The sequence below is a fragment of the Actinotalea sp. JY-7885 genome, from assembly GCF_014525465.1.
In the GTDB taxonomy this organism is placed as follows: domain Bacteria; phylum Actinomycetota; class Actinomycetes; order Actinomycetales; family Cellulomonadaceae; genus Actinotalea.
The window spans coordinates 1-21052 of record NZ_JACEXH010000037.1 but is presented as its reverse complement, the minus strand read 5'-3'; the positions used below and the strand labels follow the sequence as shown (position 1 = coordinate 21052).

Below are 21052 nucleotides of genomic sequence, written 5' to 3'. Positions count from 1 at the left end.
GCTCGCGCCCGCCGCGCGTGCGCGCCGGAGCGGCGTCACGCTCGCGGTCGCGGCCGCGCTCGGTCTCCTGGTCGCGGCCGCCGTCGTCTCGTTGCGGGCGCCCCAGCCCTCGGTGACCGGCGCGCGCGCCCTCCTGGCCGAGCAGATCGCCGAGCGGACGGCGCACGCGGACGAGCTCCAGGCGACGCACGACGCCCTCGCCGCGGAGGTCGCGCAGGTGCGCAGCGACGCGCTCGCCGCGGCGGACCCCGAGCTCTTCGCCGAGCTCGAGGAGCTCGAGCTCGCCTCGGGCGTCACGGCCGTGCGGGGCGACGGCCTCGTCGTCGAGCTCACCGACGCGCCCGTGGCGGACGCCGAGGAGGCCGACCCGCGCACCCGCGTCCAGGACATCGACCTGCAGATCGTCACGAACGGCCTGTGGGCCTCCGGGGCCGAGGGCATCGCCATCAACGGCCAGCGGCTCACGGCCCTGAGCGCGATCCGCGGCGTCGGGCCCGCCGTGCTGGTGGACCTCGTGCCGCTCCTGTCGCCGTACCGGATCGAGGTCGTCGGCGACGCCCAGGCGGTCCAGACGGCCTTCGCCCGCACGACGGCCGCCAACCACCTGGCGTCGCTGAGCGCCAACCTCGAGATCGGGGTCAGCGTGCGGGCACAGGAGGTGGAGCTGCCGGCCGGGGCGGCGCCCTCCCTGCGCTACGCCTCGCCGCTCGACCCGGACGATGTGGCAGGGTCTGGGGCGACCGAGGGCACGGACGACGGGACACCCGGAGGGGGAACTTCATGATCGCGCTCATCGGCCTGGCCATCGGCGCTGTGGTGGGACTCCTCCTCGAGCCCACCGTGCCGCAGGCGCTCCAGCCGTACCTGCCGATCGCCGTCGTCGCGGCGCTGGACGCGCTGTTCGGCGGCCTGCGGGCGCTCCTGGACGGCACCTTCGACGACCGCGTGTTCGTCGTCTCGTTCCTGTCCAACGTCGTCGTCGCCGCGCTCATCGTGTTCCTGGGCGACCAGCTGGGTGTCGGCACGCAGCTCTCGACGGCCGTCGTGGTCGTGCTCGGGATCCGGATCTTCTCGAACACCGCGGCGATCCGCCGCCACCTGTTCAAGGCCTGACGTGAGCGAACCGGACACGACGCCGCCGCCCCCCGACCCGGGCACCTCCCGCTCGGCCTGGCGCACCCTGGGGCGCGCCCTGGCGCCGCGCGCCACCCGCGCCCAGGTGATGGCGGGCATCCTGTGCGCGCTCCTCGGCTTCGCGATCGTCGTGCAGGTCCAGCAGAACCGGAGCGAGGGCCTGTCGTCGCTGCGGCAGGACGAGCTGGTCCGGATCCTCGACGAGGTGACGCAGCGGACCGAGGAGCTCGAGGACCAGGCCGCGGCCCTGCGCCAGCAGCGTGCCGAGCTCGTGACCGGCTCGGACACCCAGCGCGCTGCCCAGGACGCGGCGATGGAGCGCGCCGCGCAGCAGGGCATCCTCGCGGGTCGGCTGCCGGCCGAGGGCCCGGGAGTCTCGCTCGTCGTGCGCGACCAGCGCCGCGAGGTGCCCGCGCTCGCGCTGCTCAACGTCGTCGAGGAGATGCGCAACGCGGGCGCGGAGGCCATCCAGCTCAACGACGTGCGGGTCACGGCCTCCACCTACCTCGTCGACACGCCGGACGGCGTCGAGATCGACGGCGTCGCGATCGCCCCGCCGTACCGCTGGCTGGCCATCGGCGACCCCGACGTGATCGTGCCCGCGCTCAACATGCCCGGCGGCGCGCTCGCCGTGGTGCGGGGGTACGGCGGGACCAGCGACGTGCAGCCCTTGGAGACGGTCGTCGTGGACGCCGTGCGCCTCGTGGACCCGCCCCAGCACGCCACGCCGGTGCCCACCTCGCCGGACGCCGGGTGAGCGGCCGGACGAGGGACTGCGAAGGTGCCCCGCGTTTGCATAGGCTGTGCCCCGACAACGACGTGATCACCACCCCCGTGGCGTAGGAGGAACGATGACCGAGCGCGACGCCTCCGAGCCGCGATGGGCGAATGCCGACACGACGATCAGCTTCGGTGACGGTGTCATCGGGGCGGTCGAGTCCGATGCCCCGAGGGTGGGCCTGAGCCCGGAGGAGCACGCCGCCGTCGCGGCACTGCCGCCGACGTCGGCCCTGCTGATCATGCAGCGAGGCCCGAGCGCGGGCGCGCGGTTCCTGCTCGACGCCGACCGGACCGTCGCGGGTCGCAGCCCCGACGCGGACATCTTCCTCGACGACGTGACGGTCTCCCGCAAGCACGTCGAGTTCGTGCGCGAGCGCGAGGGCTTCGTGGTGCGCGACGTCGGCTCGCTGAACGGCACGTACGTCAACCGGTCCCGCATCGAGCAGGCCGTGCTCCGCGCGGGCGACGAGGTCCAGATCGGCAAGTTCCGCATGACCTTCCACCCGAGCCCGGCGGCCGCGGCCGCGGCGCAGTGACGCCCGCACCCCGGCGCAGGTCGGAGGAGCGGACCCACCACGACGCGACGCCGGCGCCCGCCGCGCCGCGCCTGGACGGCCGCTGGCCCCACGGGGTCTCGACGGACCCCACGATGCGGATCTCCGACGTCCTCGCCGACCTCGGGGCCGACTTCCCGACGGTGACGCCCTCCAAGCTCCGCTTCCTCGAGGAGCAGGGTCTGGTCGAGCCGCGGCGTACGGCGGGCGGCTACCGGCAGTACAGCCCGGCCGACGTCGAGCGCCTCCGGTTCGTGCTGCGCCAGCAGCGGGACCGCTACCTGCCGCTGAAGGTGATCGGCGAGCAGCTCGCCGCCCTCGACGCCGGCGAGCAGGACGAGCGGCCGGCACCGCGCCTGGCCACCACCGACGGTGAACGACCCGTCGCGGCGGGCGCCGGGCGCTGGACGCCGGAGGGGCTGGCGGCCGACACGGGTGTCGACCCCGCGCTCGTCGTGCAGCTCGTCGAGGCGGGCGTCCTCGCGCCGAGCGCGTCCGGTCACCTGGACGCGTGGGCGCGCGAGGTGGTGGTGCTGGCCGGGGCGCTTGCCGAGCACGGCGTCGAGCCGCGCCACCTGCGCTCGTTCCGCCAGGCCGCCGACCGCCAGGTCTCGGTCGTCGAGCAGATCGTCGCGCCCCTGCGGGGGCAGCGCGCCGTCGCCGCGCAGGCGCACGCCGCCACCGTGGCGGCCGAGGTCGGGGAGCTCTGCGGTCGGCTGCACACGGCGTTCGTCCGGTCGGGCGTCGCCGGCCTGACGCGCTGACGCGGACGACCCGCGGCAGGTCCACTCGTCGCGGCGACGCCGCGGACGTAGCGTGGCACCCATGCGCGACGACCTCATCCCTGTCGAGGTGCTCGGGGTGCGCCGGCAGGCGCCGCTGGACCAGGTGGTGGTCCTGCTGCTCGACCTCGCGGGCCGACGCCTGCTCCCGATCGTCGTCGGCGTGACGGAGGGCTCGGCCATCGCGACGGCCCAGCAGGGCGTGGTGCCGCCCCGGCCGATGACGCACGACCTGCTCGCGGCGGTCATCGAGGAGTGCTCGGCGGGCCTGGACCGCGTCGAGATCATCTCGCTCGTGGACGGGGTCTTCCACGCCGAGCTGGTCATGGCGGACGAGACCCGGGTCGACGCGCGCGCCTCCGACGCGATCGCGGTCGCGGTCCGGGCCGGGTGCGCGGTGCTCTGCGCGCCCGAGGTCCTCGAGGAGTCCGGCCTCGAGGTCGAGGAGCACACCACCGAGGACGAGGTGGAGGAGTTCCGCGCCTTCCTCGACACGGTCAGCGCGGACGACTTCGTCAGCGGCGAGGGTGCGCCGGAGGAGGAGGAGGGCGGTGACGCCGGTCACGGGGAGGGCGGGCCCCGGGGCGCCTGACGGACGGGTGCGGAGCACCAGGTCGCAGGCCCTGTCTCAACCTGAGGTCGAAGGTGAGACACGCCGCAGCAACACGCCGCGGCGCGTCGCCCGCCGGTTCGTTGACTGCCCCACCCCCCGGCCCTAGCGTGACGTGTGGACATCCTGTGAAGCGCCGCCGACCCGGCGGCGTGAGGGTGGCACGACGTCCCGCAGAGCACCTGGCGGGACGACAGCGAGGGGAGTGGCCCGTGAGCGGCACCGGAGACACGGCCGAGGAGGCCGTCGGCGTCCCGCAGCGCGCCCAGGGACTCCTCTTCGGCGACGAGCTGCCCGACCTGGACACCACGACCGGCTACCGCGGCCCGACCGCGTGCCGCGCCGCCGGCATCACCTACCGCCAGCTCGACTACTGGGCCCGCACGGGCTTGGTCGAGCCCACGGTGCGGCCGGCCAGCGGCTCGGGCACCCAGCGGCTCTACAGCTTCCGCGACATCCTCGTCCTGAAGGTCGTCAAGCGGCTCCTCGACACCGGGGTCTCGCTCCAGCAGATCCGCACCGCTGTCGCGCACCTGCGCGAGCGGGGCGTCGACGACCTGGCGCAGATCACGCTCATGAGCGACGGCGCCAGCGTCTACGAGTGCACCTCCGCGGACGAGGTCATCGACCTGGTCCAGGGCGGCCAGGGCGTCTTCGGGATCGCCGTCGGGCGCGTGTGGCGCGAGGTCGAGGGGACGCTCGCCGCCCTGCCGACCGAGCGCGTGAGCGAGGACGCACCCGCGGCGGTCGCCGACGACGAGCTGGCGCAGCGCCGCCGGGCGCGCACCGCAGGCTGACGCGGCGATCGCGCGTCCGCCTCGCGGACGACGGGTACGAGCGCGCTCCGGGGGGCTACGGTTCTCGTGCCCCCGCCGCTACATCTGAGGTGAGCCGTGTTCTCGAAGGTCCTCGTCGCCAACCGTGCTGAGATCGCCGTCCGCGGCTTCCGCGCGGCCTACGAGCTCGGTGCCCGCACCGTCGCCGTCTTCCCCTACGAGGACCGGAGCTCGGAGCACCGCCTCAAGGCGGACGAGGCCTACTCGATCGGCTCGCCCGGTCACCCGGTGCGCGCGTACCTGGACGTCGCCGAGATCATCCGCGTGGCGCAGGAGTCCGGCGCCGACGCCGTCTACCCGGGCTACGGCTTCCTCTCCGAGAACCCCGAGCTGGCGCGGGCGTGCGAGGCCGCCGGGATCGCGTTCGTCGGGCCGCCCGCCCACGTGCTCGAGATGGCGGGGAACAAGGTCACGGCCCTGCGTGCGGCGAAGGCGGCCGGCATCCCGACGCTCGCGTCCTCGGACCCGTCGTCCGACGTCGACACGCTCCTCGCGGCCGCCGAGGAGATCGGCTTCCCGGTCTTCGTCAAGGCCGTCGCCGGTGGCGGCGGGCGCGGCATGCGCCGGGTCGACGCGCGCGAGGAGCTGCCCGGTGCCCTGGCGGCGGCGATGCGCGAGGCGGACAGCGCCTTCGGTGACCCGACCGTGTTCCTCGAGCAGGCCGTCCTGCGCCCGCGCCACATCGAGGTGCAGATCCTCGCGGACGCCACCGGCGAGGTCGTGCACCTGTTCGAGCGCGACTGCTCGGTCCAGCGGCGCCACCAGAAGGTCATCGAGATCGCCCCGGCGCCCAACCTCGACCCGGAGCTGCGCGACGCGCTGTGCCGCGACGCGGTCGCCTTCGCGCGCAGCATCGGCTACGTCAACGCCGGCACCGTCGAGTTCCTCGTGGACACCGTGGGGGAGCGGGCCGGCAAGCACGTGTTCATCGAGATGAACCCGCGCATCCAGGTCGAGCACACGGTGACCGAGGAGGTCACCGACATCGACCTCGTGCAGTCCCAGCTCCGGATCGCGTCGGGGGAGACGCTGGCGGACCTCGGCATCTCGCAGGACACGGTCCGCGTCAACGGCGCCGCCCTGCAGACCCGCATCACGACCGAGGACCCGGCGAACGGCTTCCGCCCGGACACCGGCCGGATCATCGCCTACCGGTCGCCGGGCGGCGCCGGCGTGCGGCTCGACGGCGCGACGGCGTCGGCGGGCGCCGAGATCAGCGGGCACTTCGACTCGATGCTCGTGAAGCTCACCTGCCGGGGCCGCGACTACCCGACGGCCGTGCGCCGCGCCCGTCGCGCCCTCGCCGAGTTCCGCATCCGCGGCATCCGCACGAACATCCCGTTCCTCCAGGCGGTGCTGGACGACCCGGCGTTCGTCGCGGGCGACCTGTCGACGTCGTTCATCGACGAGCGCCCCGAGCTGCTCGCCGCCAAGGAGAGCGCCGACCGGGGCACCCGGATCCTGGCGTACCTGGGCGACGTCACCGTCAACCGCCCGCACGGGAGCCCGGCGCACGTGCTCGAGCCCCAGCGCAAGCTGCCGAGCATGGACCTCTCCGAGCCGCCGCCCGCCGGCAGCCGCCAGCGGCTCCTCGAGCTGGGCCCGGCCGGCTTCGCGAGCGCGCTGCGGGAGCAGACGGCCGTGGCCGTCACGGACACCACCTTCCGTGATGCCCACCAGTCGCTCCTCGCGACGCGCGTGCGCACGTTCGACCTGGTCACCGCCGCTCCCTACGTCGCCCGCGCGACGCCCGGCCTGCTGAGCGTCGAGGCCTGGGGCGGGGCGACCTACGACGTCGCCCTGCGCTTCCTCGGCGAGGACCCCTGGGACCGCCTGGCGTACCTGCGCGAGGCGCTGCCCAACGTCGCCCTCCAGATGCTGCTGCGCGGCCGCAACACGGTCGGCTACACGCCGTACCCGACCGAGGTCACCCAGGCCTTCGTCCGCGAGGCGACGGCGACCGGCATCGACATCTTCCGCATCTTCGACGCCCTGAACGACGTCGAGCAGATGCGGCCCGCGATCGACGCGGTGCGCGAGGTCGGCACCTCCGTGGCCGAGGTCGCGCTGTGCTACACCGGCAACCTGCTCGACCCGCGCGAGGACCTCTACACCCTCGACTACTACCTCCGGCTGGCCGAGCGCATCGTCGAGGCGGGCGCGCACGTGCTCGCGATCAAGGACATGGCGGGCCTGCTGCGACCCGCCGCGGCGCACCGCCTGGTCACGGCCCTGCGCGAGCGGTTCGACCTGCCCATCCACCTGCACACCCACGACACCGCGGGCGGCCAGATGGCGACGCTCATGGCGGCCGTGGACGCGGGTGTCGACGCGGTCGACGCGGCGAGCGCCGCCATGGCCGGCACCACGAGCCAGCCGCCGCTGTCCGCGCTGGTCGCGGCGCTGGAGCACACCGAGCGCGACACGGGCCTGAGCCTGCGCGCCGTCTGCGACATGGAGCCGTACTGGGAGGCCGTGCGGCGCATCTACGCGCCGTTCGAGTCCGGCCTGGCCGGTCCCACGGGACGCGTCTACGAGCACGAGATCCCCGGCGGCCAGCTCTCCAACCTGCGCCAGCAGGCCATCGCGCTCGGCCTGGGCGACCGGTTCGAGCAGATCGAGGCCATGTACGCGGCCGCCGACCGGCTGCTCGGGCGCCTGGTCAAGGTCACGCCGTCGAGCAAGGTGGTCGGCGACCTCGCCCTGCACCTCGTCGCCCGCGGCGCGGACCCGGCCCGTTTCGCGGAGGCGCCCGAGGAGTTCGACATCCCGGACTCGGTCGTCGGCTTCCTCGGCGGCGAGCTGGGCGACCCGCCCGGGGGCTGGCCCGAGCCCTTCCGCACCAAGGCCCTCCAGGGCCGCAACCCGCGCCGCGCGGTCACCCCGCTGACGGAGGAGGACCTCCGCGACCTGGCCGGGGACTCGGCCACCCGGCGCAACCGGCTCAACCACCTGCTCTTCCCCGGGCCCACCAAGGAGTTCGAGCAGTTCCGCAGCACGTTCGGCGACGTCAGCGTGCTCGACACGGCGCGCTACCTCTACGGCATGAAGCCCGCGACCGAGGTCGAGGTGCAGCTCGACCGCGGCGTCCGCCTGCTGGTGGGCATGGAGGCCGTGGGCGAGCCCGACGAGCGCGGCATGCGCACGGTGATGTTCACGCTCAACGGCCAGCTCCGCCCGCTCCAGGTGCGCGACCGCGGCGTCGAGGTGGACCACGCGGCGGCCGAGAAGGCCGACCCGGGCACCCCCGGCCAGATCGCCGCGCCGTTCGCCGGCGCCGTCACGCCGCTCGTGCAGGAGGGGCAGCGGGTCGAGGCCGGCCAGTCCGTGGCGACCATCGAGGCGATGAAGATGGAGGCGTCGATCACGACACCCGTCGCCGGCAAGGTCCAGCGGGTCGCCATCGGCGGGGTGCAGCAGCTCGAGGGCGGCGACCTGGTGCTCGTCATCTCCTGAGCACCGGGTCCGGGCGGGTGGCCGGGCGCGTGCCGGCCCCAGCCCGTACGGTGGTCGCTCCACGCACCCACCGGGAGGTCCCGTTGTCCGAGCCCGTCGCCCCCGACCCGCACGGCCACGTCGGCGCCGAGATCGAGGTCCCGCACCTCGAGGTGGACGAGACGGTCCCGCCTCGTCCAGAGGAGGAGGTGGCCGACGTCGCGCGCCAGGTGCCGCGCGGCCCCGACGGCGAGCCGCTGCTGACGTCCTAGGGCCGACCGGCGCTCAGTCCTGGGCGGGCGGCGGCGACGCGACGGTGGCGCGCTGCTCACGGTGCGCGCGACGCAGCGAGACGAACCCGGCGACCATCACGGCCGCGCCGATCACGATCATGACGCCGTTGAGGAAGATCCCGCCCTCGCCGACGTACGCCGAGACCTGGTAGCCGATCACGACGGCGCCGACGACGATCATCAGCGCGGGCGACCACCACCACCGCGTCGTCAAGGGCCGGTTGCCGGCCCAGGTGCGCTGCTCGTCGTCGGGGGTCGTCATGGCCCCAGGATCCCACGCGCGGCGGGGCCCTCGGGCGCGGGCCCTGGGCCGACGGGGCGCTCCAGGGCATCATGTGGACGTGATGATCGAACGGCTCGACGAGGAGCAGTGGGAGCGCCTGGCGCGCATCCGGCTGGACGCCCTGCGCACCGACCCGGACGCCTTCGGCTCGAGCATCGCGCGCGAGGAGGGGTTCGGGGAGCGCCAGTGGCGCATGCGCCTGCGCTCGAGCGCGTGGTTCGTCGCCCGGGACGACGCGGGCGACGACGTCGGCCTGGTGTGCGCCATCCAGGAGCCCGGGGCGGACGACGCGGAGCGGCACGTCGTCTCCCTCTGGGTGCGTCCGCAGGCGCGGCGCGGGGGAGTGGCGCAGCGGCTCCTGGACGCGGTCGCGGGTCTCGCGCTCCAGGAGGGCGCCGAGCGCCTGACCCTCTGGCAGATCGCGGGCAACGACGCGGCGGCCCGCGCGTGCCTCGGGGCCGGGTTTGCTCCGACGGGCGCGACGATGCCGCTGCCGAGGGACCCGGCGCGCACCGAGCAGCGGTGGTCCCGTCCGCTGGGCGCGGCGCGGTAGAGCCGCGACTGTCGGAGCCAGAGGGGGAGGCGACGGTGTGACCGGTACCCAGACGTTGGCGGAGCGGATCCGCGGCGCGCTGGCGGCTCACGCGCCGGTCCGCGAGGTGAGGATGTTCGGCGGGCTGGCGTTCATGGTGGACGAGAGGATGCTCGTCTGCGCGCGCGGCGACAGCGACCTGCTGGTGCGCTCGGACCCCGCGCGAGCCGCCGAGCTGCTCGCGCTGCCGGGTGCGCGTCCGGCCGAGATGGGCGCGGGCGGATCGATGGGCCACGGCTGGATCTCGGTCGCGCAGGACGCGCTGGAGGACGACGAGGACCTGGCGCGCTGGCTCGGCGTAGCGCTCGAGCACCACCGCGCCGGGCGGAATCGAGGCGACCCTGCTCCGGGCGGCGGCTAGCATCCCCGGATGCCTCCCGCCGACGCGAGCACCCTCGGCCCCACCCTCCACGCCCGTGCCCTGGCGAGCGGGTTCTCCGGCGTGGTCCGCGTCGACCTCGGCGACGAGCTGGTGTTCACCGAGGCGTACGGCCTCGCGGACCGCGCGCACGGCATCGCGGCGACCCCGGAGCACCGGTTCGGCGTCGCGAGCATCGCCAAGGGCTTCACGGCCCTGACGCTCGGCGCGCTGCTGGACGAGGGACGCCTGACGCTGGAGACCCCCGTGCGCCCCGTCCTCGGCACGGACCTGCCCCTGGTCGACGACCGGGTCACGGTCGGGCACCTGCTCGCGCACACGTCGGGGATCGGCGACTACCTCGACGAGTCCGGCGACGGCGAGATCACCGACTACGTGCTGCCCGTGCCCACGCACCGCCTCGACGACGCCGAGGGGTACCTCGCCGTGCTCGACGGCAGGCCGCAGGTCAGCGAGCCGGGGGCGCAGTTCGCCTACAACAACTCCGGCTACGTCCTGCTCGCGCTGCTCGCCCAGCGCATCACCGGCACGCCGTTCGCCACGCTCGTCCACGAGCGCGTGCTGGCGCCCGCGGGGCTGCTGCGCACCGGTTTCCCGCGATCCGACGAGCCGGCGGCCGACGTCGCCGTCGGCTACCTCGACGAGGACGGACCGCGCACCAACGTGCTGCACCTGCCGGTGCGGGGCAGCGGCGACGGCGGCCTGGTGACGACCGCCGGGGACCTCGCGGCGTTCTGGCGCGCGGTCTTCGCCGGGCGGGTGGTCTCGCCGGGCACGCTCGCGGCGCTCGTGGAGCCGGTGAGCGACGTCCCGGACGAGGGGATGCGCTACGGCCGCGGCTTCTGGCTCGAGCCCGACTCGCGCGACGTCGTCCTCGAGGGGTACGACGCCGGCGTCTCCGCGCGGACCCGGCACGACCCGACCACGGGTCTCACCGTCACCGTGCTGGCCAACACGTCCGACGGCGCCTGGCCGGTGCTCCGCGAGGACGCCGACTGACCCTGCCGGCCGAGGACCCGGGTGGCCCGATGGGCCGGCTGCACGGAGCGTTGTGACCGGTGGGCGGGTACAACCCTCCGCGTCGTGCTGGCGACGCGTCGGCCGGCGGCGGGGCGGACGACGGCGATCGCGCGGGCCGTCAGTCGTCGTCGCGGTGCCGCAGGTGAGCCGCGAGGCTCGACGTCAGCTCCTCGACCGCGCCGGGGACCAGCGCGTAGTAGGCCCACACCCCGCGCTTGTCGCGCGTGACGAAGCCGGCGTCGGCCAGCACCTTGAGGTGGTGGGAGACGGTCGGCTGCGTCAGGCCGACGGGGCCGGTGAGGTCGCAGACGCACGCCTCGCCGCCCTCGTGTGCGGCGATGATCGACAGGAGGCGGAGGCGGGCCGGGTCGGCGAGCGCCTTGAGGGCGCGGGACGTCCGCTCGGCATCCTTCGCCGTCATGGTCGCCGCGGTGGCCGGGCTGCAGCAGTCGGCCGACGGCGTGCCGCTCTCAGGGATCACGTCCAGAGCCATGCGGCCATCGTCGCACCCCGATCGATGAGTGTCGATATTGACACGGGTCGATATGACGACGAGGCTCCGGGTATCGAGATTCATCGATCCTTGGAGGAGTCATGGTGCAGGACATCCGCGAGCAGGTCCGGACCCGCTACGCGCTGGCGGCGGTGCAGGGGAGCGGCGACGCGGGGTGCTGCGGCGGCGGGGACTGCGGGCCGGAGGACCTGGTGATCGACGAGCGCTTCGGGGCGGCGTTGTACGGCGCCGAGGACGCCGCGGCGGTGCCCGCCGAGGCGATGGCGGCGTCGCTCGGCTGCGGCAACCCGCTGCTCGTCGCGGAGCTGCGCGAGGGCGAGCGCGTCCTCGACCTCGGCTCGGGTGGCGGGATCGACGTGCTGCTCTCGGCCCGCCGGGTGGGGGAGACCGGGTTCGCCTACGGCGTCGACATGACCGACGAGATGCTCGAGCTGGCCCGCGCCAACGCGGCCAAGGCGGGCGCGACGAACGTCGAGTTCCGCAAGGGCACGATCGAGGACCTGCCGCTGGACGACGCCGCGGTCGACGTCGTCATCTCGAACTGCGTCGTCAACCTGTCCACGGACAAGCCCGCGGTGCTGGCCGAGGCATTCCGCGTGCTCGTGCCGGGCGGGCGCGTGGGCATCTCGGACGTGGTCGCCGAGGACCACCTGAGCCCCGAGGAGCGGGCCGAGCGCGGCTCGTACGTCGGGTGCATCGCCGGGGCGCTGTCACGCGGGGAGTACCTGGCCGGGCTGGCGGCCGCAGGCTTCGTCGACGCCGAGGTCCGCTTCACGCACGACGTGGCCGACGGGATGCACGGCGCGATCGTGCGCGCCCGCAAGCCGGCGGCGGGGGAGTGACCTGAGCCCGCGCGCCCTGGAGACTGTCGGGGTGCTGACCATGCCGACCCCCGCACCGTCGTCGGGGGGCGTCTACCTGCGCGCCTTCGAGCCGCGGGACGTCGGCATGGTCCGGGATCTCGCGACCGACCCGTACACCGCGCTGACCGGCTCGCTGGCCGCCGGGGCGACGATCGAGCAGGCCCGCGAGTGGATGGCGCGTCAGGAGGAGCGACGCGCCACGGGTGCCGGGTACTCGTTCTGCATCGCCGACGCCGGCGACGGCCGGGCGCTCGGCCAGGTCGGGCTGTGGCTCGCGGACCGCGAGCAGGGCCGCGGTACGGCCGGCTACGGCGTCGCGCCCGCCGAGCGTGGCCGCGGTGTCGCTGCGAGCGCCCTGGCGGCGCTGACCGCGTTCGCCTGGACCCTCCCGGAGCTGCACCGGGTCGAGCTCTACGTCGAGCCGTGGAACGTCGCGTCCGTCCGCACCGCCGAGCGCGCCGGCTACGAGCGGGAGGGGCTCCTGCGCAGCCGCCAGGTGATCGGTGGCCGGCGGGTGGACATGCTGCTCTACGCCGCCCTGCGGCCGTAGGGCGGCGGGGACCACGGGCCTCACCCGGCGCCTGCTCACCGCGTCGTGTGGGCGCCCCCGTTGACGTGGATCGTCTGCCCGGTGATGTGCCGCGCGTCGGCGGACGCGAGGAAGACCACGACGCCGGCGATGTCGCTCGGTCGGCCGGGCCGCCCCGTGTGCGTCCGTGCGATCTGGGCCGCGCGTCGCTCCGTGCCCAGGGGGCCGCCGAAGAGGTCGGTGTCCTCCACGTACCCCGGCGCCACGGTGTTGACGGTGACGTCGCGGGGCCCGAGGCGCTCGGACAGGCCCGCGCCCCACGCCTGCAGCGCGGCCTTGGCGGCCGAGTACGGGTTGCCGGCGTACTCGGCGCCGATCGAGCCGATGGTGATGACCGATCCGCCCGGGGCGATGCGGTCCTCGAGCGCGGCGACGACGAGGGCCGCGCCCACCACGTTGACTGCCAGGCTGCGGCGCCAGTGCGCGGCGACCGCCTCGAGAGGCGAGGCCGGGCCCGGGGGAGCGCCCGCGAAGCCCCCGGCGTTGTTGACCACCACGTCCACCGCACCGACGGCTGCGGGGAGGGCTGCGACGGACCCGACCTCCTCGAGGTCCATGCGCACGCCGCGCGCGCCGATCAGGCCCGCCTGGTCGTGGACGTCGTCCGCCCGGCTCGTGATCACGACGTCGTCGCCGAGGGCGACGAACCGCTCCGCGATGGCCTTGCCGATTCCTCGGCCGCCACCGGTCACGACGACTGTCCTGCTCATGCGTGCACCTCCGCTACGTTTAGTGCTAAACATGCCAGATCACGCGACCGGAGGTCCAGCTCGTGCCGACAGATTCCCGTGAGGGGCCCGAGGCCGTCGCGCGTGCGTGGGAGCGGGAGCTGCCCGGCGCGCCGACGCGGTCCGTCGCCACGACCTGGCTCACGAAGGCGGTCGCGGCCGAGCTGCGGAAGGGCCGCGAGGCGGTGCTGCGCGACCTCGGCATCGACGCGGCGACGCTCGACCTGCTCAGCACCCTGAGGCGGGCGGGAGAGCCGTACGTGCTCACGACCCGGCAGCTGGCGGATCGCTGCCTCGTCAGTGCCGGTGCCATCTCTCAGCGGGTGGCGCGCGCCGAGCTGGACGGACACGTCACGCGACGCGCCGCACCCGGCCGGCGCGTCGAGGTCGCACTCACGGACGCCGGGCACCGCCTGGTCGAGCGCAGCGCCTCGCAGGTGCTCGCCGTCGACGACCTGCTGAGCGCCGGCCTCAGCGACGCCGAGCTGAACCAGCTCGAGAGCCTCCTCGGGCGCTGGCTCGGCGCGATGCGGGGAGTGGCGCAGGACGGGCGGCACGGCCCTGGCCGCCGAACGGGGACGGCGAGCCCGACAGCGTAATGACATAATGTCCCTTATCGGCTACGGGTACGCGGCGACCCGGGCGGCCGCGAAGGTCACCGAGGGCTCACGTCGACCCGCCGCCCGTCCGGTACTGCGCGTAGATCAGTCCGCTGCCGAAGCGCCGTTCCTCGACGAGCTCCAGGTCGAGTCGCACGCCGTCCGGGAAGATCCGCGTGCCGCCGCCCACGACGCTCGTCGTGATGAACAGGTGGTACTCGTCCACCAGGCCCGCTCTGATCGCCTGGGCGGCGAGCGTCGGACCGTCGATCGTCAGGTCGTGCTCCGCCTCGAGCTTCAGCCGGCGCACCGCCGCAGGATCGAACGTGCGTTCGACCCTGGTCCGCGCGCTGGACCTGCTCGAGCGTCGTCGAGTAGACGACCTTCTCCGCGGCCTGCCAGTGCTCAGGGGGCTCATGATCACATCTGGCACCTCGGTGCCGAGCCTCTGGGCGGGCTCGCCCCATGGGTCCCCGTGGTGGATCGTGGCTGCATGGCCACCGCCACACCCGACCACCCGCGCCTCGCGGCGCCACCGGCGCCGTGGTCGCTTCCCGCGCCGGAGGTGCTGGACGCCGTCGAGAGCTCGTCGAGCGGGCTGCCGGCAGCCGAGGCCGGCAGGCGCCTGGAGCGCGACGGCCGCAACGAGCTGCCCGAGCCGCCGAAGCCCTCGGTGCTGCGGCGCCTGCTGCGCCAGTACGACGACGTCCTGATCTACATCCTCGTCGCCGCGGCCGTGCTCAAGGGGCTCACGCAGGACTGGGTCGACTTCGTGGTCATCGTCGTGGTCATCGTGGCGACCGGGCTGATCGGCTTCGTCCAGGAAGGCCGGGCCGCGTCGGCGTTGGCGGGGCTCCGCACCATGCAGTCCCTCCACGCGCAGGTGCGCCGCGGGGGCGACTGGGGCGTGGTCGACGCCGCGACCCTCGTCGTCGGCGACGTGGTCCGCGTGCGCGGCGGCGACCGGGTCCCCGCCGACGTGCGCCTGCTGGCCTCGGTCCGGCTCCAGGTCGACGAGTCGGCCCTGACCGGCGAGTCCGTGCCGGTGACCAAGTCCCCCGACGCGGTGCCCTCCGGCGCCGACCTCGGCGACCGGACCTCGATGCTGTACTCCGGGACCCTGGCCACCACCGGCAACGGCGAGGGCGTGGTCGTGGCCACCGGCGCGGACACCGAGATCGGCCACATCTCCACGCTGGTGAGCGAGCAGGAGACGCTCGACACCCCGCTGTCGCGCCAGCTCGCCCGCCTGGGCGCCCAGCTCTCCGTCCTCATCGGCGTGCTCGCCGTCGTCATGCTGCTGGTGGGCAGGTTCGTGCACGGGCTCGGCGCCGAGGACCTGATCTCCGCGGCGATCGGCTTCGCGGTCGCCGCCGTGCCGGAGGGCCTTCCCGCGCTGGTGACGATCACGCTGGCCCTGGGGGTCCAGCAGATGGCCCGGCGCCGCGCGATCGCCCGCCGGATGGCGGCGGTCGAGACGCTCGGGTCGACGACGACGATCTGCTCGGACAAGACGGGCACGCTCACCCAGAACGAGATGACCGCCCGCACCGTCGTCACGACCGGGGGCACCTACGCCGTCGAGGGCACCGGGTACGACCCCCATGGCCGGCTGGTGACGTCCGACGGCGAGGCGGCCGACGTGGCGGACCACCCCGACCTGGCGGCCCTGGTGCTGGCCGCCGGACTCGGCGGCGACGCCCGCGTCGAGCGCACCGAGGCGGGCTGGCGCCTCGTCGGAGAGCCGACGGAGGGCGCCCTGGAGGTCCTCGCCGTCAAGGCGGGCGCGCGCACCGGCGGCTCGACGCGACTGGACTCCGTGCCGTTCGACTCGGCCCACAAGTTCTCGGCGACCCTCGACCAGCTGCCGGTCGCGTCGCCGCCTGGTCTCACGACGCGGGTGGTGCACCTCGTCGGTGCCCCGGGCCCGCTGCTCGCCCGGTCGGACACCGAGTCGGTGCAGGGCGGCACCGCACCGCTCGACAGGGCGGCGTGGGAGGAGCGGGTCGACGCCCTGTCGAGCCGTGGTCTGCGCGTCCTCGCGGCGGCCGTGCGACCGGCCGACGGGGTCGACGCGATCGCGCTGGACGACCTCGACGGCGGCTTCACCTTCCTGGGCGTCGTCGGCATCGTCGACCCCCCGCGGCCCGAGGCGACCGCCGCGATCGCCGAGGCGCACGCCGCGGGGATCCGCGTGAAGATGATCACCGGCGACCACAGGGGCACGGCGACGGCGATCGCCCGCGAGCTCGGCATCGTCGGGGGCGAGGGCGACGTGCGCGCCCTGACGGGCGCGGAGCTCCAGGCGATGGACGACGATGCGCTGCGCGACGTCGTGCGCGACGTCGACGTGTACGCCCGCACGTCGCCCGAGCACAAGCTGCGGATCGTGCGGGCGCTGCAGTCGCACGGGGAGGTCGTCGCGATGACGGGCGACGGCGTCAACGACGCCCCCTCGATCACACGGGCCGACGTCGGCATCGCCATGGGGATCAAGGGCACCGAGGCCACCAAGGAGGCCGCGGACATCGTCCTGGCGGACGACAACTTCGCGACCATCGAGCGCGCGGTCGAGGAGGGCCGGCGGATCTACGACAACATCCGCAAGGCGGTCGTGTTCCTGCTGCCCACCAACGGCGCCCAGTCGCTGGTGATCCTCGTCGCCGTGCTCACCGGGCTCACGCTGCCCCTCTCCCCCGTACAGATCCTGTGGATCAACCTCGCCACCGCGCTCACCCTCTCGCTCACGCTGGCCGGCGAGCCCGCGGAGCCGGGCATCATGCGGCGCCCGCCACGGTCGAGGACCGAGCAGGTGCTCTCACCGACGGCGCTCGCCGTCGTGCTGGTCGCGTCCGTCGTGATCGGGACCGCGACGCTGGTGGTCTTCCTCCTCGAGCGCGACCGCACCGGGGACTACGCCGTGGCCCAGACGGCGGCGGTGATGATGCTCGGGCTCGGGCAGCTGGGCTTCCTCCTCAACTGCCGGCTGCTCAACGGGTCGGCGCTCACGACCAGGGTGCTCACCGGCAACCGCGGCCTGTGGGTGTCCGCCGGGGCGCTGCTGGTGCTCCAGCTGGTGTTCACCTACGCGCCGTTCATGAACACCTGGTTCGGTTCCGCGCCGATCGGCGCGCACAGCTGGGCACTGACGGCCGGTCTGGCCGTGCTGGTCTTCCTGGTGATGGAGCTCGCCAAGGCTGCGATCCGGCGCGCAGGCACCCGGAGCCGCTGAACGCCGACGCGGGCCCTACGGCAGGCGCGAGGCGCGACGCACGGCCGCCTCGCCGGCGCGCGCCGGGTCGAGCTCCACGGGACTGAGCAGCACGGCCGGTCCCCGGTGGAGCGCGCCGCCCGTCAGCACCTGGCACCGCACTCCCCCGCGCCCCCGCATCGCCGCGTGCGCGCCGGGAGCCAGCACGCGGTCCATCCAGGCGCACGGGTTCGCCGGACGGCCGGCCCGCAGCCGGACCGACGTGCCCCGGGACTCCAGCACGAGCTCCTCCCCCAGCAGCGGCGCCAGGTGGGCACCCCGCAGGACGACGTTGCGCCGGGTCAGCAGCGGGTCGAACGGCGCCGTCCCCAGCTCGGCCGCCATCGCCTCGAGCCCTTCGACGGCGAGCAGCGTCACCGCGGCGTCCATGTGCGCGGCCTTGCCGAAGAACCGGTCGCCCACGATGCCCTTGCCCGCGACCAGGTCGACGCGGTCCGCGTCCGTCGTCGGCACGTCCGCCGCCCCGTCCCGCGCCCGCCCGAAGTAGGCGTGCGCCGGGGAGACCAGGAGGTGCAGGATCTCGACGTCGTAGCGGTGGGGCGCGGGCACCCGCCCATCCTCTCCCCCGCCCGGCCCGGCCGTCGCGCGCGGCACCGTCTCAGCCACCGCACGCGACAGCGGCCGTCCCCCGGCATCCGGGAGAATGGGGCCAGTGGCCCGCCTGCTCGTCGACCTCACGCCGCTGCGCGTCAGCCGCGCGTACCGCTGGATGTGGGCCGGCACGTCGCTCTCGGCCGTCGGCACCCACCTGACGACCGTCGCGGTCGGCCTGCAGGTGTACGACCTGACCGGCTCCACCTTCAGCGTCGGGCTCGTGGGCCTGTCCGCCCTCGTGCCCCTCTTGCTGCTGGGGCTCTACGGCGGCGCGCTGGTGGACGCCCACGACCGCCGCCGGGTCGTGCTGCTGACCGCCGTCGGCCTGGCCGTCGTCTCGCTCGGCTTCGTCGGCCAGGCCGCCGCCGGGCTCGAGGACGTGCGGGTGCTCTACGCGCTGGTCGCGCTGCAGAACGCCTGCTTCGCCGTCAGCTCGCCGGCCCGGACCGCCGCCATCCCGCGCCTGGTCCCGGCGCACCTCCTGCCCGCGGCGAACGCGCTGGGCGGCCTCGCGCACGGGCTCAGCGCGACCGTCGGGCCCTTGGCGGCCGGTGCCCTGGTGGCGGGCGTCGGCTACACGTGGACCTACGGGATCGAGGCGGTGCTCCTGGTGGTCGCGCTGCTCACGCTCTCGGCGCTGCCGCCCCTGCCGCCCGAGGGCGACGTGCGCCGCGCGGGCCTCGGGTCGGTCCTCGAGGGCCTGCGCTTCCTGCGCACGCGACCCAACGTGCGGATGACGTTCCTCGTCGACCTCACGGCGATGGTCCTCGCGATGCCGCGGGTGCTCTTCCCGGCGATCGCGGCGACCATGCTCGGCGGCGGCGCGGCGACCGTCGGCGTCCTGACCGCGGGCATCGCCGCGGGCGCCGTCCTGGCCGGACTCTTCTCCGGGCCGCTCGGGGGCGTCCACCGGCAGGGTCGGGCGGTCGTCGTGGCGATCGTGGGGTGGGGCCTGGCCGTCGTCGCGTTCGGGGCGGTGGTGGCGGGCTCCCCCGCTCCGCCGGCCGACGGCGGCGCCGGGCCGCTCGTGTGGGCGGCCGCCGGGTGCATGGTCGTGGCGGGGGCCGCCGACACGATCAGCTCCGTGTTCCGCCAGACCATACTGCAGTCGGCGACGCCGGACGCGATGCGCGGGCGCCTCCAGGGCATCTTCATCGTGGTCGTCGCCGGCGGACCCCGGCTGGGCGACCTCCTGCTGGGCTGGGTCGGCGAGGCGACCACCGAGTGGCTCGCCGCCGTCGCGGGCGGGCTCGCCTGCGCCGTGCTGGTCCTCGTGCTGGCCCTCACGCAGCGGCGCTTCTGGCAGTACGACGCGCGCTCCCCGGAGCCGTGAGTCGGCGCCTGTCGGTGCCGTGCGGCAGGCTGGACACCCGATCACCAGGAGGACCGATGGCCGCACCCGGCACGCACGACCCGCAGGCCAGCGCGACGCCCGACCCGGCGGCGGAGGTGGACCTGCTCATCGCCGAGGTGCTCGAGCAGCAGCGGACGCTGGTCCTGACCCGGTTCGACAACGACGACGCCTGGGCCCTCGGCTTGCGGCTCGTGACGCTGGGCCGGGAGCGCGGCCTGCCGATCACCGTCGACATCCGCCGGCACGGCCACCAGCTGTTCCACGCCTCGCTGCCCGGCACGACGCCCGACAACGACACGTGGGTCGAGCGCAAGAGCCGCGTGGTGAACCGCTTCGGCGCGCCGTCCTTCCTCCTCGGGCTGCGCGCGCGCCGCAACGGCCGCACGTTCGCGGAGGAGTCCGGCCTGCCGGTGCAGGAGTACGCCGCCCACGGCGGCTCCTTCCCCCTGACGGTGCGCGACGTCGGCATCGTCGGCACGGTCACGGTCTCCGGCCTCCCCCAGGCCCAGGACCACGCGCTCGTCGTCGAGGCCCTCGACGAGATGTGCCGCGCGCAGCACGCGGCCACGAGCGACGGGGCCGGGACCGGGCGCTGATGGCAGCGGCACCCTCGGACACCGGCCCGCTGCTGCGGCGGGTCGGCGGCCTCCTGAGCCCGTACCGCGCGCAGCTCGTGCTGGTCGCGGTGACCATCGTCGTCGGCGCCGGGCTCGGCATCGTCACGCCGTTCCTCACCCAGGCCGTGTTCGACCGCGCGCTGTACCCCGTGGACGGCGGCGGCGTCGACCTGCGCCTGCTCGGCATCCTCGTCGCCGCGATGATCGCCGTCCCGCTGGTGAGCGCCGCGATCGGCGTCGGCCAGACCTACCTGACGACGTCCGTGGGCAACAAGGCGATGGCTGACCTGCGGGGCCGGCTGTTCGAGCACCTCGAGCGCATGGAGCTGGCGTTCTTCACCGCCACCAAGACCGGCTCGATCCAGTCGCGCCTCGCCAACGACGTCGGCGGGGTCCGGTCGGTCCTCACCACGACGGCCGCGAGCATCCTGTCCAACTCCGTCACCGTCATCGCGTCCCTCGTCGCGATGGTGCTGCTCTCGTGGCAGCTCACCCTGATCGCGATCGTGCTCATGCCCGTCTTCCTGGTGCTTCAGCGGCGGGTGGGCGCGCGGCGTCAGGTCCTGGCGCGACAGACGCAGGAGTCGCTGTCGGACATGACGGCGATCACCGAGGAGGCGCTGAGCGTCTCGGGCGTCCTGCTGAGCAAGGTCTTCAACCGGTCCGACGCCGAGGTCGCGCGGTACCGGGAGGAGAACGACCGGCAGGTGCGGCTCCAGGTGCGCCAGGCGATGGCCGGACAGGGCTTCTTCGGCGTCGTCACGGCGTTCATGGCGATCACCCCCGCGCTCGTCTACCTCGCCTCGGGCTACATGCTGGAGGGCGGCACCGAGATCTCCGCGGGCACGCTCGTGGCGTTCTCGACGCTCCAGGCGCGCCTGCTCATGCCCATGGTCTCGCTCATGCGGGTGGCGCTCGACGTGACCACCTCGCTCGCGCTCTTCCGCCGCATCTTCGAGTACCTCGACCTGGTGCCCGCGATTCGCGACCGCGAGGGCGCGACCGCCCTGCCCACCCACGACATCCGGGGCGAGGTCGAGCTGCGGGACGTCTGGTTCTCCTACCCGCCTCCGCCGACGCTCGTCGCGCCCGCGCCCGGTCCCCTGCCACGCGGGGGCGGCATGGGGATGGGCGGCGGCCGCGGCGCGATGCTCGGGTACGCGGCCATGGGCGGCGGCGTGGTGCTGGCTGGCGGGGGCCACCCGCCCGCCGCGGCCGTCGAGCG

Annotated in this window: 24 protein-coding genes; 19 read left to right on the top strand and 5 right to left on the bottom strand. The window is 74.6% G+C overall.

Features of this window, described 5'->3' with window-relative positions:
- The 9 genes from IDM29_RS05495 to IDM29_RS05455 all read left to right on the top strand — a co-directional run.
- On the top strand, positions 1-784 hold a 784-nt coding region (locus tag IDM29_RS05495), incomplete at its 5' end, for a DUF881 domain-containing protein (protein WP_188037278.1).
- Complete coding sequence (locus tag IDM29_RS05490; protein WP_182113909.1) at positions 781-1113, top strand: small basic family protein; 333 nt, start codon at positions 781-783, stop codon at positions 1111-1113. The genes IDM29_RS05495 and IDM29_RS05490, both read left to right, overlap by 4 nt.
- A 1-nt stretch (position 1114) precedes the next feature.
- Positions 1115-1891: a DUF881 domain-containing protein gene (locus IDM29_RS17640; protein ID WP_188037277.1), complete on the top strand. Its 777-nt coding sequence runs from the start codon at positions 1115-1117 to the stop codon at positions 1889-1891.
- A gap of 94 nt (positions 1892-1985) precedes the next feature.
- Positions 1986-2450, top strand: a complete 465-nt coding sequence (locus IDM29_RS05480) for an FHA domain-containing protein (RefSeq protein WP_182113911.1) — start codon at positions 1986-1988, stop codon at positions 2448-2450.
- 113 nt (positions 2451-2563) lie between these two features.
- Positions 2564-3232 (top strand): MerR family transcriptional regulator, encoded by a 669-nt coding sequence (locus IDM29_RS05475; RefSeq protein ID WP_182113912.1) that lies wholly within the window; start codon positions 2564-2566, stop codon positions 3230-3232.
- A 61-nt stretch (positions 3233-3293) separates the two neighbouring features.
- The gene (locus IDM29_RS05470) at positions 3294-3842 is read left to right on the top strand and encodes a bifunctional nuclease family protein (protein ID WP_182113913.1); all 549 of its coding nucleotides are present in this window, start codon (positions 3294-3296) and stop codon (positions 3840-3842) included.
- Between the two features lie 230 nt (positions 3843-4072).
- The gene (locus tag IDM29_RS05465) at positions 4073-4657 is read left to right on the top strand and encodes a MerR family transcriptional regulator (RefSeq protein WP_182113914.1); all 585 of its coding nucleotides are present in this window, start codon (positions 4073-4075) and stop codon (positions 4655-4657) included.
- Positions 4658-4753: 96 nt separating this feature from the next.
- Positions 4754-8152 (top strand): pyruvate carboxylase, encoded by a 3399-nt coding sequence (locus IDM29_RS05460; RefSeq protein WP_182113915.1) that lies wholly within the window; start codon positions 4754-4756, stop codon positions 8150-8152.
- 83 nt (positions 8153-8235) lie between these two features.
- Entirely contained in the window at positions 8236-8403 is a 168-nt protein-coding gene (locus tag IDM29_RS05455; protein ID WP_182113916.1) for a hypothetical protein, read from the top strand.
- Between the two features lie 13 nt (positions 8404-8416).
- On the opposite strand, the gene IDM29_RS05450 is transcribed toward IDM29_RS05455, so the two are convergent.
- The gene (locus tag IDM29_RS05450; RefSeq protein ID WP_182113917.1) at positions 8417-8686 is read right to left on the bottom strand and encodes a hypothetical protein; all 270 of its coding nucleotides are present in this window, start codon (positions 8684-8686) and stop codon (positions 8417-8419) included.
- Between the two features lie 82 nt (positions 8687-8768).
- On the opposite strand from IDM29_RS05450, the gene IDM29_RS05445 reads away from it, so the two are divergent.
- The 3 genes from IDM29_RS05445 to IDM29_RS05435 are packed head-to-tail and all read left to right on the top strand — an operon-like array spanning position 8769 to position 10677.
- Positions 8769-9260, top strand: coding sequence for an N-acetyltransferase (locus tag IDM29_RS05445; RefSeq protein ID WP_255499939.1), 492 nt, complete (start codon positions 8769-8771; stop codon positions 9258-9260).
- 37 nt (positions 9261-9297) lie between these two features.
- On the top strand, positions 9298-9660 hold the full coding sequence (locus IDM29_RS05440; RefSeq protein WP_188037275.1) for a TfoX/Sxy family protein: 363 nt from the start codon (positions 9298-9300) through the stop codon (positions 9658-9660).
- Positions 9661-9669: 9 nt separating this feature from the next.
- Positions 9670-10677 (top strand): serine hydrolase, encoded by a 1008-nt coding sequence (locus tag IDM29_RS05435; RefSeq protein ID WP_188037274.1) that lies wholly within the window; start codon positions 9670-9672, stop codon positions 10675-10677.
- Between the two features lie 139 nt (positions 10678-10816).
- Here IDM29_RS05435 and IDM29_RS05430 read toward each other — a convergent pair whose 3' ends face one another.
- The gene (locus tag IDM29_RS05430) at positions 10817-11191 is read right to left on the bottom strand and encodes a helix-turn-helix transcriptional regulator (protein ID WP_182113921.1); all 375 of its coding nucleotides are present in this window, start codon (positions 11189-11191) and stop codon (positions 10817-10819) included.
- A gap of 101 nt (positions 11192-11292) precedes the next feature.
- Here IDM29_RS05430 and arsM point away from each other — a divergent pair, with 101 nt between their 5' ends.
- Both arsM and IDM29_RS05420 read left to right on the top strand, forming a co-directional pair.
- Entirely contained in the window at positions 11293-12054 is a 762-nt protein-coding gene (gene arsM / locus IDM29_RS05425; protein ID WP_182113922.1) for an arsenite methyltransferase, read from the top strand.
- Between the two features lie 40 nt (positions 12055-12094).
- Entirely contained in the window at positions 12095-12625 is a 531-nt protein-coding gene (locus tag IDM29_RS05420; protein ID WP_188037279.1) for a GNAT family N-acetyltransferase, read from the top strand.
- Positions 12626-12660: 35 nt separating this feature from the next.
- Here the strand turns inward: IDM29_RS05420 and IDM29_RS05415 are convergent, their stop codons facing one another.
- Positions 12661-13374, bottom strand: coding sequence for an SDR family NAD(P)-dependent oxidoreductase (locus tag IDM29_RS05415; RefSeq protein WP_188037273.1), 714 nt, complete (start codon positions 13372-13374; stop codon positions 12661-12663).
- Positions 13375-13436: 62 nt separating this feature from the next.
- On the opposite strand from IDM29_RS05415, the gene IDM29_RS05410 reads away from it, so the two are divergent.
- Positions 13437-13991, top strand: coding sequence for a MarR family transcriptional regulator (locus IDM29_RS05410; protein WP_188037272.1), 555 nt, complete (start codon positions 13437-13439; stop codon positions 13989-13991).
- A 67-nt stretch (positions 13992-14058) separates the two neighbouring features.
- Here IDM29_RS05410 and IDM29_RS17225 read toward each other — a convergent pair whose 3' ends face one another.
- Positions 14059-14301 (bottom strand): dihydrofolate reductase family protein, encoded by a 243-nt coding sequence (locus tag IDM29_RS17225; protein WP_255491863.1) that lies wholly within the window; start codon positions 14299-14301, stop codon positions 14059-14061.
- Positions 14302-14484: 183 nt separating this feature from the next.
- Between IDM29_RS17225 and IDM29_RS05400 the strand changes: the two genes are divergently transcribed.
- The gene (locus IDM29_RS05400) at positions 14485-17223 is read left to right on the top strand and encodes an HAD-IC family P-type ATPase (RefSeq protein ID WP_182113926.1); all 2739 of its coding nucleotides are present in this window, start codon (positions 14485-14487) and stop codon (positions 17221-17223) included.
- Positions 17224-17238: 15 nt separating this feature from the next.
- On the opposite strand, the gene IDM29_RS05395 is transcribed toward IDM29_RS05400, so the two are convergent.
- Positions 17239-17811: an MOSC domain-containing protein gene (locus tag IDM29_RS05395; protein ID WP_182113927.1), complete on the bottom strand. Its 573-nt coding sequence runs from the start codon at positions 17809-17811 to the stop codon at positions 17239-17241.
- 103 nt (positions 17812-17914) lie between these two features.
- On the opposite strand from IDM29_RS05395, the gene IDM29_RS05390 reads away from it, so the two are divergent.
- The 3 genes from IDM29_RS05390 to IDM29_RS05380 all read left to right on the top strand — a co-directional run.
- Positions 17915-19189 (top strand): MFS transporter, encoded by a 1275-nt coding sequence (locus tag IDM29_RS05390; protein WP_182113928.1) that lies wholly within the window; start codon positions 17915-17917, stop codon positions 19187-19189.
- Positions 19190-19245: 56 nt separating this feature from the next.
- Positions 19246-19806 carry a heme-degrading domain-containing protein gene (locus IDM29_RS05385; protein WP_182113929.1) on the top strand — a complete coding sequence of 187 codons (561 nt, stop codon included), beginning with the start codon at positions 19246-19248 and terminating at the stop codon, positions 19804-19806.
- The coding region (locus IDM29_RS05380; RefSeq protein WP_188037271.1) for an ABC transporter ATP-binding protein at positions 19806-21052 on the top strand (1247 nt) is incomplete at its 3' end. The genes IDM29_RS05385 and IDM29_RS05380, both read left to right, overlap by 1 nt.